The sequence below is a fragment of the Sphingopyxis granuli NBRC 100800 genome (assembly GCF_001591045.1).
GTDB classification, from domain to species: Bacteria; Pseudomonadota; Alphaproteobacteria; order Sphingomonadales; family Sphingomonadaceae; genus Sphingopyxis; species Sphingopyxis granuli.
Window position 1 is genome coordinate 1 of sequence record NZ_BCUA01000087.1, and the last position, 15,094, is coordinate 15,094.

At 65.7% G+C, this 15,094-nt stretch carries 16 protein-coding genes; 2 read left to right on the forward strand and 14 right to left on the reverse strand.

Annotation, left to right across the window (positions count from 1 at the left end; translation table 11 throughout):
- Nucleotides 1-90 precede the first annotated feature (90 nt).
- The 10 genes from SGR02S_RS16100 to SGR02S_RS16145 are packed head-to-tail and all read right to left on the reverse strand — an operon-like array spanning nucleotide 91 to nucleotide 9,317.
- Nucleotides 91-702 (reverse strand): NADH-quinone oxidoreductase subunit J, encoded by a 612-nt coding sequence (locus SGR02S_RS16100; protein WP_067112172.1) that lies wholly within the window; start codon nucleotides 700-702, stop codon nucleotides 91-93.
- Nucleotides 703-714: 12 nt separating this feature from the next.
- Nucleotides 715-1,203 (reverse strand): NADH-quinone oxidoreductase subunit NuoI, encoded by a 489-nt coding sequence (gene nuoI, locus SGR02S_RS16105; protein ID WP_067112176.1) that lies wholly within the window; start codon nucleotides 1,201-1,203, stop codon nucleotides 715-717.
- A complete protein-coding gene (nuoH, locus tag SGR02S_RS16110; protein ID WP_067112179.1) occupies nucleotides 1,200-2,243 on the reverse strand; it encodes an NADH-quinone oxidoreductase subunit NuoH in 1,044 nt (347 codons plus the stop codon). Before nuoH ends, nuoI begins: the two co-directional genes overlap by 4 nt.
- Nucleotides 2,240-4,267, reverse strand: coding sequence for an NADH-quinone oxidoreductase subunit NuoG (gene nuoG, locus SGR02S_RS16115; protein ID WP_067112182.1), 2,028 nt, complete (start codon nucleotides 4,265-4,267; stop codon nucleotides 2,240-2,242). The genes nuoH and nuoG overlap by 4 nt, the downstream gene beginning before the upstream one ends.
- A complete protein-coding gene (gene nuoF / locus SGR02S_RS16120) occupies nucleotides 4,267-5,556 on the reverse strand; it encodes an NADH-quinone oxidoreductase subunit NuoF (protein WP_067112185.1) in 1,290 nt (429 codons plus the stop codon). The genes nuoG and nuoF overlap by 1 nt, the downstream gene beginning before the upstream one ends.
- Nucleotides 5,557-5,559: 3 nt before the next feature.
- Nucleotides 5,560-6,228, reverse strand: coding sequence for a complex I 24 kDa subunit family protein (locus SGR02S_RS16125; RefSeq protein ID WP_067112188.1), 669 nt, complete (start codon nucleotides 6,226-6,228; stop codon nucleotides 5,560-5,562).
- Nucleotides 6,228-7,445 carry an NADH-quinone oxidoreductase subunit D gene (locus SGR02S_RS16130; RefSeq protein WP_174521671.1) on the reverse strand — a complete coding sequence of 406 codons (1,218 nt, stop codon included), beginning with the start codon at nucleotides 7,443-7,445 and terminating at the stop codon, nucleotides 6,228-6,230. The genes SGR02S_RS16125 and SGR02S_RS16130 overlap by 1 nt, the downstream gene beginning before the upstream one ends.
- Before the next feature lie 35 nt (nucleotides 7,446-7,480).
- Complete coding sequence (locus SGR02S_RS16135) at nucleotides 7,481-8,392, reverse strand: NADH-quinone oxidoreductase subunit C (RefSeq protein ID WP_067112194.1); 912 nt, start codon at nucleotides 8,390-8,392, stop codon at nucleotides 7,481-7,483.
- Entirely contained in the window at nucleotides 8,392-8,946 is a 555-nt protein-coding gene (locus SGR02S_RS16140; RefSeq protein ID WP_104959671.1) for a NuoB/complex I 20 kDa subunit family protein, read from the reverse strand. The genes SGR02S_RS16135 and SGR02S_RS16140 overlap by 1 nt, the downstream gene beginning before the upstream one ends.
- Nucleotides 8,943-9,317, reverse strand: coding sequence for an NADH-quinone oxidoreductase subunit A (locus SGR02S_RS16145; protein ID WP_067112197.1), 375 nt, complete (start codon nucleotides 9,315-9,317; stop codon nucleotides 8,943-8,945). Before SGR02S_RS16145 ends, SGR02S_RS16140 begins: the two co-directional genes overlap by 4 nt.
- A 225-nt stretch (nucleotides 9,318-9,542) precedes the next feature.
- On the opposite strand from SGR02S_RS16145, the gene SGR02S_RS16150 reads away from it, so the two are divergent.
- Nucleotides 9,543-10,025, forward strand: a complete 483-nt coding sequence (locus tag SGR02S_RS16150; RefSeq protein WP_067112200.1) for a YbjN domain-containing protein — start codon at nucleotides 9,543-9,545, stop codon at nucleotides 10,023-10,025.
- Between the two features lie 184 nt (nucleotides 10,026-10,209).
- Here SGR02S_RS16150 and SGR02S_RS16155 read toward each other — a convergent pair whose 3' ends face one another.
- The 4 genes from SGR02S_RS16155 to thiE all read right to left on the reverse strand — a co-directional run bounded on the left by SGR02S_RS16155 (nucleotide 10,210) and on the right by thiE (nucleotide 14,676).
- Nucleotides 10,210-11,028: an inositol monophosphatase family protein gene (locus SGR02S_RS16155; RefSeq protein ID WP_067112203.1), complete on the reverse strand. Its 819-nt coding sequence runs from the start codon at nucleotides 11,026-11,028 to the stop codon at nucleotides 10,210-10,212.
- A 107-nt stretch (nucleotides 11,029-11,135) separates the two neighbouring features.
- Nucleotides 11,136-11,699 (reverse strand): elongation factor P, encoded by a 564-nt coding sequence (gene efp / locus SGR02S_RS16160; RefSeq protein WP_067112206.1) that lies wholly within the window; start codon nucleotides 11,697-11,699, stop codon nucleotides 11,136-11,138.
- A gap of 107 nt (nucleotides 11,700-11,806) precedes the next feature.
- Nucleotides 11,807-13,771 (reverse strand): OPT family oligopeptide transporter, encoded by a 1,965-nt coding sequence (locus SGR02S_RS16165; protein WP_067112209.1) that lies wholly within the window; start codon nucleotides 13,769-13,771, stop codon nucleotides 11,807-11,809.
- Nucleotides 13,772-14,037: 266 nt separating this feature from the next.
- The gene (gene thiE, locus SGR02S_RS16170) at nucleotides 14,038-14,676 is read right to left on the reverse strand and encodes a thiamine phosphate synthase (RefSeq protein ID WP_067112212.1); all 639 of its coding nucleotides are present in this window, start codon (nucleotides 14,674-14,676) and stop codon (nucleotides 14,038-14,040) included.
- A 35-nt stretch (nucleotides 14,677-14,711) separates the two neighbouring features.
- On the opposite strand from thiE, the gene SGR02S_RS16175 reads away from it, so the two are divergent.
- Nucleotides 14,712-15,094 (forward strand): hypothetical protein (locus tag SGR02S_RS16175; RefSeq protein ID WP_067112216.1); only part of this gene is annotated, 383 nt, incomplete at its 3' end.

Genomic DNA, 15,094 nt, shown 5'->3' on the forward strand with positions numbered 1-15,094 from the left:
TCGCCACCTCGCGTCCTTCCGCACCGTCCCGGCCCCTCCACCGCTTCGCGGTCCCCCTCCCCGTTCCGGGGAGGATTTTATTAGCCGAAATCACAGTTCCATCCCCTGCCCGACGCCCGGATCGACCAGCCGCGTCGCCTCCCACGGGCGACGGCGGTTCTGCGCGGCGATGTTCTGGTTGCGCGTGCCGCCGCGCCGGCGATGCGTCAGCGCGATCGCGCCGACCATCGCGACGAGCAGGATCAGGCCCGCCGCCTCGAACAGGAAGATGTAGCGCGTGTAGAGCAGTTCGCCGATCTGCTGGATATTGCTTGTATCGCTTGCGATCGGCGCGGCGCGATTGGCGAGGTCGATCCCGCCCGCGCTCCATGCCCCGACGGCAAAGACCAGTTCGGCGGCGAGGATGATCGCGACGAGTGCGCCCAGCGGCAGATAGCGCACGAAACCGGCGCGCAGTTCGGCGAAATCGATGTCGAGCATCATCACGACGAACAGGAACAGCACCGCAACCGCGCCGACATAGACGATGACGAGCAGCATCGCGATGAACTCTGCCCCCGCGAGCAGCATCAGCCCCGCCGCGTTGAAGAAGGCGAGGATCAGCCACATGACGCTGTGGACCGGGTTGCGCGCAAGGATCACCATCGCGGCCGCCGCGATGGTGACGGTTGCGAAGAGGTAGAAGGCGATGAGCTGAATCATGTCCGCGCGCCCTTACCGGTAGGGCGCGTCGGCGGCAAGATTGGCCGCAATCGCGCGCTCCCATTTGTCGCCGTTGGCGAGCAGCTTGGCCTTGTCATAGAGCAGTTCCTCGCGCGTTTCGGTCGCGAATTCGAAGTTCGGCCCCTCGACCACCGCATCGACCGGGCAGGCTTCCTGGCAGAAGCCGCAATAGATGCATTTGGTCATGTCGATGTCGTAGCGCGTCGTGCGGCGCGACCCGTCGTCGCGCGGCTCGGCCTCGATCGTGATCGCCTGCGCCGGGCAGACCGCTTCGCACAGCTTGCACGCGATGCAGCGCTCCTCGCCGTTCGGATAGCGACGCAACGCATGCTCGCCGCGGAACCGGGGCGACAGCGGATTCTTCTCGAAGGGATAGTTGATCGTCGCCTTCGGCTTGAAGAAATATTTGAGCGTCAGCCAGTGCGCCTGCACGAACTCCCACAGGGTGAAGGTTCTGACGAGATGGGCGATGTTACTCATGAATACCTCGTCAGCATCAGATAGCCGGACACCAGGAACACCCAGAAGAGCGAGATCGGCAGGAAGACCTTCCAGCCCAGCCGCATGAGCTGGTCGTAGCGGTAGCGCGGGACGGTCGCCTTCACCCAGGAAAAGACGAAGAAGAAGAAGAAGATCTTCGCGAACAGCCAGATCCAGCCGGGCACGACATAGAGCGGCGCCCAGTCGACCGGCGGCAGCCAGCCGCCCCAGAACAGCACCGCGTTGAGCGTGCACATCAGCAGCACGTTCGCATATTCGCCGAGCCAGAAGAGCGCAAAGCTCATCGACGAATATTCGGTCTGATAGCCTGCGACGAGTTCGCTTTCGGCCTCGGTCAGGTCGAACGGGGTGCGCGCGGTCTCGGCCAGCGACGAGATGAAGAACAGCACCGCGAGCGGGAAGAGCAGCAGGTTGAAGCCGAAGGCGTTGACGATGCCGAGCCCATGCCCCTGCTGCACCCTGACGATCTGGTTCAGGTTGAAGCTGTCGGCGAACAGCACGACGCCGATCAGGATGAAACCGATCGACACTTCATAGCTGATCATCTGCGCCGAGGCGCGGAGCGCGGAAAAGAAAGGATATTTGGAGTTCGACGACCAGCCCGACAGGATGACGCCGTAGACGCCAAGCGACGAGATGGCGAGGATGTAGAGCAGACCGATATTGATGTCGGCGAGCACCGCGCCCGAATTGAACGGGATCACCGCCCACGCCATCAGCGCCACCGTGAAGGTGATGATCGGCGCGATCAGGAACAGGCCGCGGTTGGCGCTCGACGGGATGATCGTTTCTTGCAGGAAGACCTTGAGTCCGTCGGCGAAGCTCTGGAGCAGGCCGAAGGGCCCGACGACGTTCGGCCCGCGCCGCAGCGCCATCGCCGCCCAGATCTTGCGATCGGCATAGATGATCATCGCCACCGCGAGCATCAGCGGCAGCGCGATCAGCAGGATGCCGCAGATGGTGGCAAGCCCCCACGCCCATTCGTAGGACAGGCCGAGATTCTGGAAAAACTCGGTCATTCCGCCGCCTCCGCAAAATCGACGCCGTGGAGCAGTTCGTCCGAGCAGCGCTGCATCGTCGGCGAGGCGCGGCAGATGGCGTTGGTCAGGTAGAAATCCTTGATCGGCGACGGAATTTTGCGCGCCTCGGGCCTGGCGGGCAGCTTGGGCAAGTCATTAAAGTCTTTTGGCCAGCCGTAATCGACCAGCCCTTCGATACCCAGTTCCGGCACCGCCGCGATCATCGCCGCGCGGCACTCGTCAAAGCTGTCGAAGCCGACCGAAACGCCCAGCGCGTCGGCGAGGGCGCGGAAGATGCTCCAGTCCTCGCGCGCGTCGCCGGGCGCGAACACCGCCTTGTCGCTGCGCTGGACGCGGCCCTCGGTGTTGACCGTGGTGAAATCCTTCTCGGTCCACGCCGCGGCGGGCAGGATGACGTCGGCCGCGTGCGCGCCCTTGTCGCCGTGATGGCCGACATAGACCTTCAGCGTTCCATCGAACGCCGCGAAATCGACGTCGTCGGCGCCAAGGAAGAAGGCTAGCTTCGGCTTGGCCGCGATCACATCGTTGATGCCGCCCGGCTGCGAATAGCCGAGCATCAGCGCGCCCATGCGCGCGGCCGAGAAATGGACGACGTTGAATCCGTTCCAGTCGTCCCTGACCGCGTTCACGCTCCTCGCGAGTGCGAGGCCGGCACCGTGGACGCCGGGCACCGACAGCGCGCCGCCGCCGAATATCAGCATCGGCCGCTCGGCGCCCTTCAGCGCATCGAGCGCCGCCTTGGGCAGCTTCGCGACGAGCGAGGCGTCGTTGCCAAGCCATTCGACCTTGTAGGTCAGGTCGATCTCGGGCCCGATGCCGAACACCTTCGCGCCCTTCTTGTACACCGCCTTGCGGACGCGCGTGTTGATGAGCGGCGCTTCCCAGCGCAGGTTGGTGCCGACCAGCAGGACCACGTCGGCATTCTCGGCCTCGGCGATCGTCGTGTTGAAATTGACCGCCGACAGGCTGGTGACGTCATAGGCAAGCCCGGTCTGGCGCCCCTCGAACAGATGGCCGCCGAGCGCGGTCACCAGCGCCTTCGCCGCGAACATCGTCTCGCAGTCGGCCATGTCGCCCGCGATCGCCGCGACCGAAGCGCCGGCATTCGCGGCCCTGATCGCCTCGAACGCTTCGGCCCAGCTCGCCTCGACGAGCTGGCCGTCCTTGCGGACATAGGGACGATCCAGGCGGCGGCGGATCAGGCCGTCGACGTGGTGGCGCGTCTTGTCGCTCGCCCATTCCTCGTTCACGTCGTCATTGACGCGCGGCAGCACGCGCAGCACCTGTCGCCCGCGGCTGTCGATGCGGACGTTGGTGCCGACCGCATCGCTCATGTCGATGCCGAGCGTCTTGGTCAGTTCCCACGGCCGCGCCTCGAACGCATAGGGCTTGCTGGTCAGCGCGCCGACCGGACAGAGGTCGACGACGTTGCCCGAAAGCTCGCTCGCGACCGCACGCTCCAGATAGGAGGTAATCTGCATATTTTCGCCGCGATAGAGGGCGCCGATATCCTCGACCCCCGCGACCTCTTCCGCGAAACGGACGCAGCGCGTGCACTGGATGCAGCGGGTCATGATCGTCTTGACGATCGGCCCCATATATTTCTCGGTCACCGCGCGCTTGTTCTCGTGAAAGCGCGATCCGCCGCGGCCATAGGCGACCGCCTGATCCTGCAGGTCGCATTCGCCGCCCTGGTCGCAGATCGGGCAGTCGAGCGGATGGTTGATGAGCAGGAACTCCATCACCCCTTCGCGCGCCTTCTTGACCATCGGGCTGTCGGTGCGGATGATCTGCCCGTCGGATGCAGGCAGCGCGCACGATGCCTGCGGCTTCGGCGGCCCCGGCGACACCTCGACCAGGCACATGCGGCAGTTGCCGGCGATCGACAGCCGCTCATGATAGCAGAAGCGCGGGATTTCCTTCCCCGCCATCTCGCACGCCTGCAGGACCGTCGCGCCCTGCGGAACGTCGAGTTCGATGCCGTCTACGGTTACTTTAGGCATTATTCCGCGGCCTCCATCATGCCGCCATTTTCGCGGATGCGGCGCTCCAGTTCGGGGCGGAAATGGCGGATCAGGCCCTGGATCGGCCACGCCGCCGCGTCGCCCAGCGCGCAGATGGTGTGGCCTTCGACCTGCTTGGTCACGTCGAACAGCGTGTCGATCTCGTCGATCGTCGCGTCGCCGGTGCGCAGGCGTTCCATCACGCGCCACATCCAGCCGGTGCCCTCGCGGCACGGGGTGCACTGGCCGCAGCTTTCGTGCTTGTAGAAATAGCTGATGCGGCTGATCGCCTGGACGACGTCGGTCGACTTGTCCATCACGATCGCGGCGGCGGTGCCGAGGCCCGACCCGAGCGCCTTGAGGCCATCGAAATCCATCGGCGCGTCCATGATCTCGGCCGCCGGGACCAGCGGCACCGACGACCCGCCCGGGATCACCGCGAGCAGATTGTCCCAGCCGCCGCGGATGCCGCCGCAATGCTTTTCGATCAGTTCGCGGAAGCTGATGCCCATCTCTTCCTCGACGACGCACGGCCGCTCGACATGGCCGCTGATCTGGAAAAGCTTGGTGCCCTTGTTGTTCTCGCGCCCGAAGCTCGCGAACCACGCCGCGCCGCGGCGCAGGATTGTCGGGACGACCGCGATGCTCTCGACATTGTTGACCGTCGTCGGACAGCCATAGAGGCCCGCGCCCGCCGGGAATGGCGGTTTCAGGCGCGGCTGACCCTTCTTGCCTTCGAGGCTTTCGATCATCGCGGTTTCTTCGCCGCAGATATAGGCGCCGGCACCGCGGTGGACGAAGACGTCGAAGTCATAGCCCGATTCCGCGGCATTCTTGCCGAGCAGGCCGGCGTCATACGCCTCCTGTACCGCGGCGAAGAGCGTTTCGGCCTCGCGGATGAACTCGCCGCGAATGTAGATATAGGCGGCGCGCGCGCGCATCGCATAGCCGGCGATCAGCGCGCCCTCGATCAGCTTGTGCGGATCGTGGCGGATGATCTCGCGGTCCTTGCACGACCCCGGCTCGGATTCGTCGGCGTTGATGACGAGGAAGCTTGGACGATCCTCGCGCGGCTCCTTGGGCATGAACGACCATTTGAGGCCGGTGGGGAAGCCCGCACCGCCGCGCCCGCGCAGGCCCGACGCCTTGACCTCCTCGATGATCGCGTCCTGGCCGCGCTTCATCAGGTCCTTGGTCTTGTCCCAATCGCCGCGCGCCTGCGCGGCCTTCAGGTTCCATGGCTGGAACCCGTAGAGGTTGGTAAAGATGCGATCCTTATCGGCGAGCATCGCTTACCACTCCTTCCGGTAATCGTGGTTCGCCGACACCATTTCGGTCAGCGTCGTCGGGCCGCCCTCGGGGTCGCTGGTGTGGCGCTTCGGGTTCTGCGTCCCGGTCTTCGGCTGATTGCCCGCCGCCAGATCGTCGAGGATGCGGGTCATGCTGTCGTAGTCGAGGTCTTCATAATTATCGTCGTTGATCTGGACCATCGGCGCATTGGTGCAATTGCCCATGCACTCGACCTCGGTCAGCGTGAACAACCCGTCGGGGGTGGTCTTTCCCTTGACCATGCCGCGGTTCTTGCACGCCGCCATGACGTCGTCCGACCCGCGCAACATGCACGGCGTCGTGCCGCAGACCTGTACATGATAGCGGCCCACCGGCGCGAGATTGTACATGGTGTAGAAGGTCGCGACCTCGTAGGCGCGGATGTACGGCATATCGAGCTGCGCGGCGACATATTCGATCACCGGTATCGGCAACCAGCCCTGCGTGTTCGTCTCTGCCCCCACCTGCCGCTGCGCGAGGTCGAGCAAGGGCATCACGGCCGAGCGCTGCCGTCCCGCAGGATAGCGCGCGATGACGACTTTCGCCTGTTCGGCATTTTCGGGCGTCCACGCGAAAGCGCCCCAGCGCGCGCGGACTTCGGCCTCGTCGGGGATGTTGGGTGCGTCGGCCATTAGCGGTCACACTCTCCGAAAACGACGTCGATGGCGCCGATGATTGCAGTCGTGTCGGCGAGCATGTGGCCCTTGGCCATCATGTCCATCGCCTGAAGGTGGCTGAACGCCGTCGGGCGGATCTTGCAGCGGTACGGCTTGTTGCTGCCGTCGCTGACCAGATAGACGCCGAATTCGCCCTTCGGGCTTTCGGTCGCCACGTAAACCTCGCCCGCGGGGACGTGGAAGCCCTCGGTATAGAGCTTGAAGTGATGGATCAGCGATTCCATCGAGCTCTTCATCTCGGCGCGCTTCGGCGGCACGACCTTGCGGTCGAGGCTGGCGACCGGGCCGCTCGGCATGTCGCGCAGGCACTGCTTGATGATGCGCGCCGACTGATAGACCTCCTGCACGCGGACCATGAAGCGGTCGTAGCAGTCGCCCTTCGTGCCGACTGGAATGTCGAATTCCATCTGCGCATAGGCGTCATAGGGCTGGCTTTTGCGGATATCCCACGGAATGCCGCTGCCCCGGATCATCGGGCCCGAGAAACCCCATGCCAGCGCGTCTTCCTTGCTCACCGTCGCGATATCGACGTTGCGCTGCTTGAAGATGCGGTTGTCGATGACGAGGCTCATCGCATCGCCAAACAGCTTCGGCAGGCGCGTCTCGCACCATTCGCCGATGTCGACGAGCAGCTTTTCGGGCGCATCCTGATGCACGCCGCCGGGGCGGAACCACGCGGAGTGCATGCGCGCGCCCGACGCGCGTTCGAAGAAGTTCAGGCAATCCTCGCGCAGTTCGAACACCCACAGGTTCGGGGTCATCGCGCCGACGTCCATCACGTGCGACCCGATGTTGAGCATGTGGTTGCAGATGCGCGTCAGTTCGGCGAACAGCGTCCGCAGATATTGCGCGCGCGCCGGCACCTCCAGATCGAGCAGCTTCTCGATCGCGAGGACATAGCTGTGCTCCATCCCCAGCGGCGAGCAATAGTCGAGCCGGTCGAAATAGGGCAGCGCCTGAAGATAGGTCTTGTATTCGATCAGTTTCTCGGTGCCGCGGTGGAGCAGGCCGACATGCGGATCGACGCGCTCGATGATCTCGCCGTCGAGCTCCATCACCAGCCGCAGCACGCCGTGCGCCGCGGGGTGCTGCGGGCCGAAGTTGATCGTGTAGTTCGTCACCGCCTGATCGCCCGCCGTGTCCGCGGTGTCGACCGGATAGCCTTCGAACATGTCGCTGCCGTGATGCCGGACCGTGGGAGAATCGGTCATGCGTCACCTCCTTTGGGCTTGCGCGGCGCGCGCGGCTTGGCGGGAGCCTTCGCCTTCGCGGGGGCCTTCTCGGCCTTCGCAGTCGCGGGCGTCTTCGCCTTCGACGCGGGTTTGGCCTTGGCGCCGTCTTCGCTTGTCTTCGCGGCGGCGTCGTTCGCCTTGCTTCCCGCGCCCGTCTGCGCCGGCTTGTCGGTGGTCTTGGGAGTCGGCGGCGGCGCGGCCTTGGCCTCGTCGGCCTTCTTGACCTGGTCGGCAGTCATCGGGGTGGGCGCGCCCTTGCCCGGCGCTTCGCCCGTGCCGCCCGCCTTTTCGTCGCCTGGCAGGATATAGTCGGCGCCTTCCCACGGCGACATGAAGTCGAAGTTGCGGAAATCCTGCGCCAGCCGCACCGGTTCATAGACGACGCGCTTGTCCTCTTCCGAATAGCGCAGTTCGATATAGCCGGTGAGCGGGAAATCCTTACGCTGGGGATGCCCCTGAAAGCCATAGTCGGTCAGGATGCGGCGCAGGTCGGGGTTGCCGCTGAACAGCACCCCGTACATGTCGAATACCTCGCGCTCGAGCCAGCCGGCCACCGGCCAGACGGGCACCACGGTCGGCACCGGCGTCACCTCGTCGGTGGTGACGCGGACGCGCAGGCGATGGTTCCGGGTGACGCTGAGCAGGTGATAGACGACCTCGAAGCGCTCCGGGCGGTCGGGATAGTCGACCCCGGCAATCTCCATGAGCTGCTGATATTCGAGCGCGTCGCGCAGCGTCACCATCACGCCGTCGACCGCGTCGCGGCGAACGGTGATGCTGTCCTCGCCGACGGCCTGGACATGCGCGAGCAGATCCTTGCCGAGCAGCTTCTTCAGCGCCTCGGCGAGGCCTTCGCGCGGCGCGATCAGGGGAGCGGGGCTGGACATCAGCGTTCGATCGTCCCGACGCGGCGGATCTTCCGCTGCAACTGCATCACGCCATAGAGCAGCGCCTCGGCGGTCGGCGGGCAGCCGGGGACGTAGATGTCCACCGGCACGATGCGGTCGCAGCCGCGCACCACCGAATAGCTGTAATGATAATAGCCGCCGCCGTTGGCGCAGCTTCCCATAGAGATGACATATTTGGGGTTCGACATCTGGTCGTAGACCCGGCGCAGCGCAGGCGCCATCTTGTTGCACAGCGTCCCGGCGACGATCATCACGTCCGACTGGCGCGGGCTGGCGCGCGGCGCGGCGCCGAAGCGCTCCATGTCATAGCGCGGCATGTTGACGTGGATCATCTCGACCGCGCAGCAGGCGAGCCCGAATGTCATCCACCACAGCGAGCCGGTGCGCGCCCAGCCGAACAGATCCTCGGTCGTGGTGACAAGAAAACCCTTGTCGCCGACTTCGGCGTTGAGGTCGTCGAAAAAGCCCTGGTCCGGGGCGGTGCCCGGCGCGACCGGCATCTGGCCGGGGGTCAGGATGGAGGTGTTGCTCATTCCCAGTCCAGAGCCCCTTTCTTCCACGCATAGACAAGGCCGATCGCGAGTTCGGCCAGGAATATCATCATTGTCGCCCAGCCGGCCCAGCCGATCTCCTTGAGGCTGACCGCCCACGGAAAGAGGAAGGCGGCTTCGAGATCGAAGATGATGAAGAGAATCGCGACGAGATAGAAACGCACGTCGAACTGGCTGCGCGCATCCTCGAATGCCGGAAAGCCGCATTCATACTCGCTGAGCTTCGCCGGATCGGGCTGATGGGCGCCGGTGAGCCGGGCGATTCCCATCGGCAGGAAGACGAAGGCAGCCGACAGCCCGACCGCGACGGCCAGGAAAATCAGAATCGGCAGATATTGCGTCAGGTCGACCATGAAGCACGCAGTCCTGTGTTCGTTTCTGGGTTGTTCGCCACCCGTTAGCGGGGCGCTTTAGGCCAGCGCGTCGCGCCTCGCAAGCGCTGCGGGCATGAAATTCCCAGCATGCTGTGATCCAGAGCATAAACGGCGCTGGCAAGGCGCGCCAGGGCTGTGATAGGCCGATGATCGGGGGTCGGTCGACCGGCCCGGATCGGGTCCGATTGCGAGATGGGAGCATATATGGGACGATTTCTTCTGTGGGGCGCCCTCGCCATGGCGACGATCGCCACGCTGGCGGCCGTTCCGGCCCACGCCGAACTGGTGAACGCGTCGAATCCGGCGACGATCAAGGCGATCGTCGAGTCGCAGGGCTGGCCCGCGACGCTGGTCAGCAAGCCGGGCGACGACCCTTATATCGAAAGCAACCGCAACGGGCTGAAATTCCTGGTCCTGTTCATGAACTGCACCGAAGGCCGGAACTGCAAGACGCTGCAATATTACATGGGATTCAGCGACGCCAAGCAGGTGCCGCTCGAAAAGTTCAACCAGTGGAACAAGGAAAAGCGCTTCGCCCGCGCCTATCGCGACGACGAGGGCGATCCGGTGCTCGAAATGGATGTCGACGTCGATTTCAACGGCATCCCGCGCGAGAATATCGGCGAGACCTTCAACACCTGGTCCTCGCTGATGGACACGTTCCGCGAATTCATCTTCGAAGACTGAGCGCCGGGCGCCGACAGGTGATTGTTCCCCGGCGAAGGCCGGGGTCCATGCGGAGCCGCGCCATGCCATCCGGGCCCCGGCTTTCGCCGGGGAACAAGCTCTTACTTGCCTGAACGATATATACGCCAAACAAGTCCAGAGTGACTCAAGGTTGAAAGCCGGTCGTCTGCCCCGTGCTTTCTTCTCAGGCGCCGCGCAAGGCGCCGGCGACGAGCTTTTGCAGCTTCGAATGCACCGCCGCGCTGCCGGCGACGAATTCGCGGCGCTCGATCGTGCGGTCGCCGCCGCGGAAGTCACTGACGAATCCGCCCGCCTCACGCACCAGCAGCATTCCCGCCGCGACGTCCCAGATCGCGAGGTCGCTTTCCCAGAAACCGTCGAAGCGGCCCGCCGCGACCCACGCAAGGTCGAGGGACGCCGCACCGAAGCGGCGGATGCCGGCAACCTCGGGCGCGACGACGCCGAAGACGCGGCCCCACTGCGCCATGTCGCCATGGCCCATATAGGGGATGCCGGTCGCGATCAGGCATTCGTGCAGGCTACGGCGCGACGAGACGCGGAGGCGGCGGTCGTGCAGCCACGCACCGCGGCCGCGCTCGGCCCAATAGCTTTCGTCGGTCACCGGCTGATAGACGAGCGCCGCGGTGACGTCGCCCCAGCCGCCGCCGAGCTTCGGTTCCTGCACCGCGATCGAGATGGCGAACTGCGGAATGGCGTGCAGGAAATTCGACGTGCCGTCGAGCGGGTCGATGATGAAGCGCGGCTTGCCCGCTTCTCCCTCGATCTCCCCCGCCTCTTCCATCAGGAAACCCCAGCCGGGGCGCGCATGGCTCAATTCGTCATAGAGGGTGCGCTCGGCCGCCTGATCGGCCTTCGACACGAAATCGGCGGGCCCCTTCTGCGAGACCTGAAGATGCTCGACCTCGCCGAAGTCGCGGCGCAGCTTGGTACCCGCCTTGCGCGCGGCGCGTTCCATGACGGTGATGATGCCGGAAATGGCCATTTTCTATCTCCCCCCTCCCGCTTGCGGGAGGGGCCGGGGGTGTGCGCTAGGAGGGGCGGGCCTGTCGCCCACCCCTAACCCCTCCCGCAAGCGGGAGGGGAAACCAATCAGTCCGCGCGGCGGACATATTCGCGGTCGTAGACATTGACCACGATGCGGGTGCCGCTGGTGATGTGCGGGGGCACCATCACGCGCACGCCGTTGTCGAGGATCGCGGGCTTGTAGGACGAGGAGGCCGTCTGGCCCTTCACCACCGCGTCGGCCTCGACGATCGTCGCTTCGATCTGTTCGGGCAGTTCGACCGAGATCGGGCGCTCTTCCCACAGTTCGAGCACGACCTCCATCCCGTCCTGCAGGAAATCGGCGGCATCACCGACGACATCCTTTGAGATGTTGATCTGCTCGTACGTATCCTTGTCCATGAAGACGAGATCGTCGCCCTCGGCATAGAGATACTGGAAATCCTTGGTATCGAGGCGGACCTTCTCGACCGTGTCGGCGCTGCGGAAGCGGTTGTTGAGCTTGCGGCCGTCGATCAGATTCTTGGCCTCCACCTGCATATAGGCGCCGCCCTTGCCCGGCTGGGTGTGCTGGATCTTGGTGACCTTCCAGATGCCGCCCTCATATTCGATAATATTGCCGGGACGGATATCAACGCCGGAGATTTTCATCGCGCACACTCACTTGAACAAGGATGGTAAAGAGCCGCCAGCGCGCGCGGAGCGCACCGGTCACAGGAGCGCGCCCTTAGCGGTCGGCGCGGCGGAGGGCAAGCGGCTTACGGCGTTGCGTCCGCCGTCGCCCGCGTCCGGCGATAGGTGAAGGCGATCACGCCGACGAACAGCAGGACCCCGATCAGGATCGCGTTCGTCGCGAACCCCTCGCCCACAACCGCGAGCGGCGCGTCGCTTCCCGAACCCGCGACGACGCCCGCGAAAAGCACGCCGAACAGGCTTTCGCCGACGATGAAGCCGGTCGCGAGCAGCACGCCCATGCGGCTGTAGAATTCGGGCTTGGCGCTGCGCGCCGCACGCTTCTCCCACAAATGGCCGATGGCGGCGCCGATCGGGATCAGGATGGTGAGCGACATCGGCAGATAGATGCCCATGCCGACGCCGAGCGGCGGCAGCCGCATCTTGCCCAGCCGCCCCAGCAGTTCGTCGACCGCGATCACCGCGACACCGATCAGCGCACCATAGCCGATCAGGTCCCAGCGCAGGTCGCCGCCGAGCACGCCCTTCGCCAGCGCGCTGATCAGTGCCGCCTGCGGCGCGGGCAGCGCATTGGCCCCCGCCCCTTCCGCGCCGGCGAAGCCGAACGCCTGGTTGAGCAGGTCGAGCACCGGCGGGATGATGAGCGAACCGAAACCGACGCCGATGACGAGCGCGAACTGCTGCTTCCACGGCGTCGCCCCGACGAGCTGGCCGGTCTTCAGGTCCTGAAGATTGTCGTTCGAGATCGTCGCCACCGAAAAGACGATCGCGGTGGTGAACAGCGCGTAGGCGACGAGCGCCGCCGTATCGGCCTCGCTGTGATTGCGCCCGAAGAAGAAGAGCAGCATCAGCGACGCCGCGATGACCGCGAGGATGCCGACCCCCGACACTGGGCTGTTCGACGCGCCGATCAGGCCCGCCATATAGCCGGTGACCGCGGCGATGATCGCGCCGACGAACAACACGAAGACCAGGGTCGCGGCGATCACTCCGGCGGGGTGCGCGGCGATCGGCCCGCCCTGCGCGAAAAACCACAGCAGCCCCGCGATCGGGACGAGCGAGCCGAGGATGGTGCCGACGACGATGCCGAACGACAGGTCGCGTTCGCCGAGCGCGACGGTTTCGCCCGCGCCGCGCGCACGCGACGAAGCGATCGATCCCTGGACGCCCCGGACGACCGGCCCGACGATCTTGAACAGCGTCCACAGCGCGGCAACGCCGATCGTGCCCGCGCCGATGAAGCGCACCTCCTGCGAAAAGACCGCGCCGACCACATCGTCGACCGATCCCGCGACACTCTGCGCCGCGGTCAGCACCGGCATCAGCCCGCCCCACGCGATCAGCATGCCGAGCAGCATGGCGAGGCCGACCGACAGGCCGACGAGATGGCCGACGCCGATCAGCGCGAGCGACAGGCTGGCGCTTGCCCCGCTCGCGCCCGCGCCGATCTTGAAATTCCGGCCGATCTCGGTCGCGGCCAGCTTCATCGCGCCGAGCAGCGCGAACCCGCCGCTGACGAGCGAGCCGAGCAGGATCGTTCGCAGACCGCGCTGATTTTCCTCGGCGCCGTCGCCGGCGCGCGAGCCGACCTTCAGCACCTCGGCAGCGGCGACCCCCTCGGGATAGGGCAGGTCCGATCCGGCGACGAGCGCGCGCCGCAGCGGCACCGAGAACATCACGCCCAGCGTTCCGCCGATGAAGCAGACAGCGGCGGTGGTCCAATAGGGAAAGCCCTGCCACCAGCCGACGATGACGAGTCCCGGCAGCACGAAGATGATCGCGGCGAGCGTCCCCGCGGCGCTGGCGATCGTCTGGACGATGTTGTTCTCGAGGATCGTCGCGCCCGACAGGAAACGCAGGATCGCCATCGAGATCACCGCCGCGGGAATCGAGGTCGCGAAGGTCAGTCCGACCTTGAGCCCCAGATAGACATTTGCCGCGGTGAAGAGCAGCGTGATGAGCCCGCCGAGGATGATTCCGCGAAGCGTCAGTTCGCGCAGATTCGCGGCGCGTCCGCTGGTGTCGATCATCTCTTTCCTCCCCACTCGCCTCTACGCGGCGGCCGCGCGTCCGTCCGATCCCGCGCCGAAAGGCGACGAGCCGAAGCGGGTTTGACGCATTGATCCAATATTCCGATTTCCGCCGTCGTCATAGTGTTTCGCATGACGCTGCATCCGCCCCCCGCCCCGCCCGGCGCACAGCCGCACCATGCGCCCTGTGTCGGCCTGTTCGGCTGGCGCAAGGACGCGGCCGCGCCGCGCCGTGAAGCGAAGGAGGCCGACGAGCCGGAAAAGGATTATCCCCCCGACCGGAGGTCGAGGATCGCGGCGAACGCCCGCACCGCCTCTGCGGGACCGCCGGGATAGGCCCACACGCCCGCCGACACCGCGAGGAAATCGGCGCCCGCATCGACCAATATCCGCGCATTGTCGGTGGTGATGCCGCCGATCGCGACGCAGGGCAGCTCGAACAGCCCCTGCCACCAGGTCAATATCTCGGGATCGGCGCGATGCTCGACCGCCTTGGTGCTGGTCGGGAAGAAGGCGCCGAACGCGACATAGTCGGCGCCCGCCTCGCCCGCCTCCATCGCGAGGTGGCGGCTGTTGTGGCAGGTGACCCCGATCTGCGCCTGCGGCCCCAGCAGGCGGCGCGCCTCCTTCGGATCGCCGTCACCCTGCCCCAGATGCACGCCGTCCGCGCCGATCCGCCGGGCAAGCGCCATGTCGTCGTTGACGATGAAGGCGGTGCCGTGCGCTGCACAGATCGCCTGCAACGGTTCGGCGAGCCGCGCGGCTTCGTGCTGGGTTACATCCTTGACGCGAAACTGAAAGGCCGCGACGGGCGCCGCCGCCAGCGCCTGCTCGAGCTTCTCGGGAAAATCACCCCCGACGTCGAGCGGGGAAATCAGGTAGAGCTGGCAGGCTGGCGTGGTCATGGCGGGTTCATAGCGGCGCGTTCAGGGTCCGGCAAATGCAGAAGCTTTCTTCTCTCGCGTTCCTCCTCGCTCTCGCCCTTTCGGCCTGCGCCGCGACGGGCCAGCAGGCCCCGCTTCCCGACGGCAGCAACGTCGCGCTCGGCCAGCGCGCCTACGTCGACGGCCCGATCGTGCAGCCGGTGGAGGTGCTGGAGGACAGCCGGTGTCCGGCGAACGTCCGCTGCGTCCATGCGGGGCGGGTGCGGGTAAAGATGCTGTGGCTGCGCCCGACCGGAGAAGAACAGCCCTTCGAGGTCATGCTGGGCGGAGCGACCCCGCTCGCCGACGGCAGCATCCGCCTGCTGGCAGTGCGTCCCGACAGACGCACCGACACGGCGATCGCGCCGGAGGATTATCGCTTCTCGTTCCGCTTCGACGG

Coding starts and splice junctions, on each gene's coding strand:
- SGR02S_RS16100 (WP_067112172.1), bottom strand. CDS start 702: ATGATTCAGCTCATCGCCTTCTACCTCTTCGCAACCGTCACCATCGCG.
- nuoI (WP_067112176.1), bottom strand. CDS start 1,203: ATGAGTAACATCGCCCATCTCGTCAGAACCTTCACCCTGTGGGAGTTC.
- nuoH (WP_067112179.1), bottom strand. CDS start 2,243: ATGACCGAGTTTTTCCAGAATCTCGGCCTGTCCTACGAATGGGCGTGG.
- nuoG (WP_067112182.1), bottom strand. CDS start 4,267: ATGCCTAAAGTAACCGTAGACGGCATCGAACTCGACGTTCCGCAGGGC.
- nuoF (WP_067112185.1), bottom strand. CDS start 5,556: ATGCTCGCCGATAAGGATCGCATCTTTACCAACCTCTACGGGTTCCAG.
- SGR02S_RS16125 (WP_067112188.1), bottom strand. CDS start 6,228: ATGGCCGACGCACCCAACATCCCCGACGAGGCCGAAGTCCGCGCGCGC.
- SGR02S_RS16130 (WP_174521671.1), bottom strand. CDS start 7,445: ATGTTCGAAGGCTATCCGGTCGACACCGCGGACACGGCGGGCGATCAG.
- SGR02S_RS16135 (WP_067112194.1), bottom strand. CDS start 8,392: ATGTCCAGCCCCGCTCCCCTGATCGCGCCGCGCGAAGGCCTCGCCGAG.
- SGR02S_RS16140 (WP_104959671.1), bottom strand. CDS start 8,946: ATGAGCAACACCTCCATCCTGACCCCCGGCCAGATGCCGGTCGCGCCG.
- SGR02S_RS16145 (WP_067112197.1), bottom strand. CDS start 9,317: ATGGTCGACCTGACGCAATATCTGCCGATTCTGATTTTCCTGGCCGTC.
- SGR02S_RS16150 (WP_067112200.1), top strand. CDS start 9,543: ATGGGACGATTTCTTCTGTGGGGCGCCCTCGCCATGGCGACGATCGCC.
- SGR02S_RS16155 (WP_067112203.1), bottom strand. CDS start 11,028: ATGGCCATTTCCGGCATCATCACCGTCATGGAACGCGCCGCGCGCAAG.
- efp (WP_067112206.1), bottom strand. CDS start 11,699: ATGAAAATCTCCGGCGTTGATATCCGTCCCGGCAATATTATCGAATAT.
- SGR02S_RS16165 (WP_067112209.1), bottom strand. CDS start 13,771: ATGATCGACACCAGCGGACGCGCCGCGAATCTGCGCGAACTGACGCTT.
- thiE (WP_067112212.1), bottom strand. CDS start 14,676: ATGACCACGCCAGCCTGCCAGCTCTACCTGATTTCCCCGCTCGACGTC.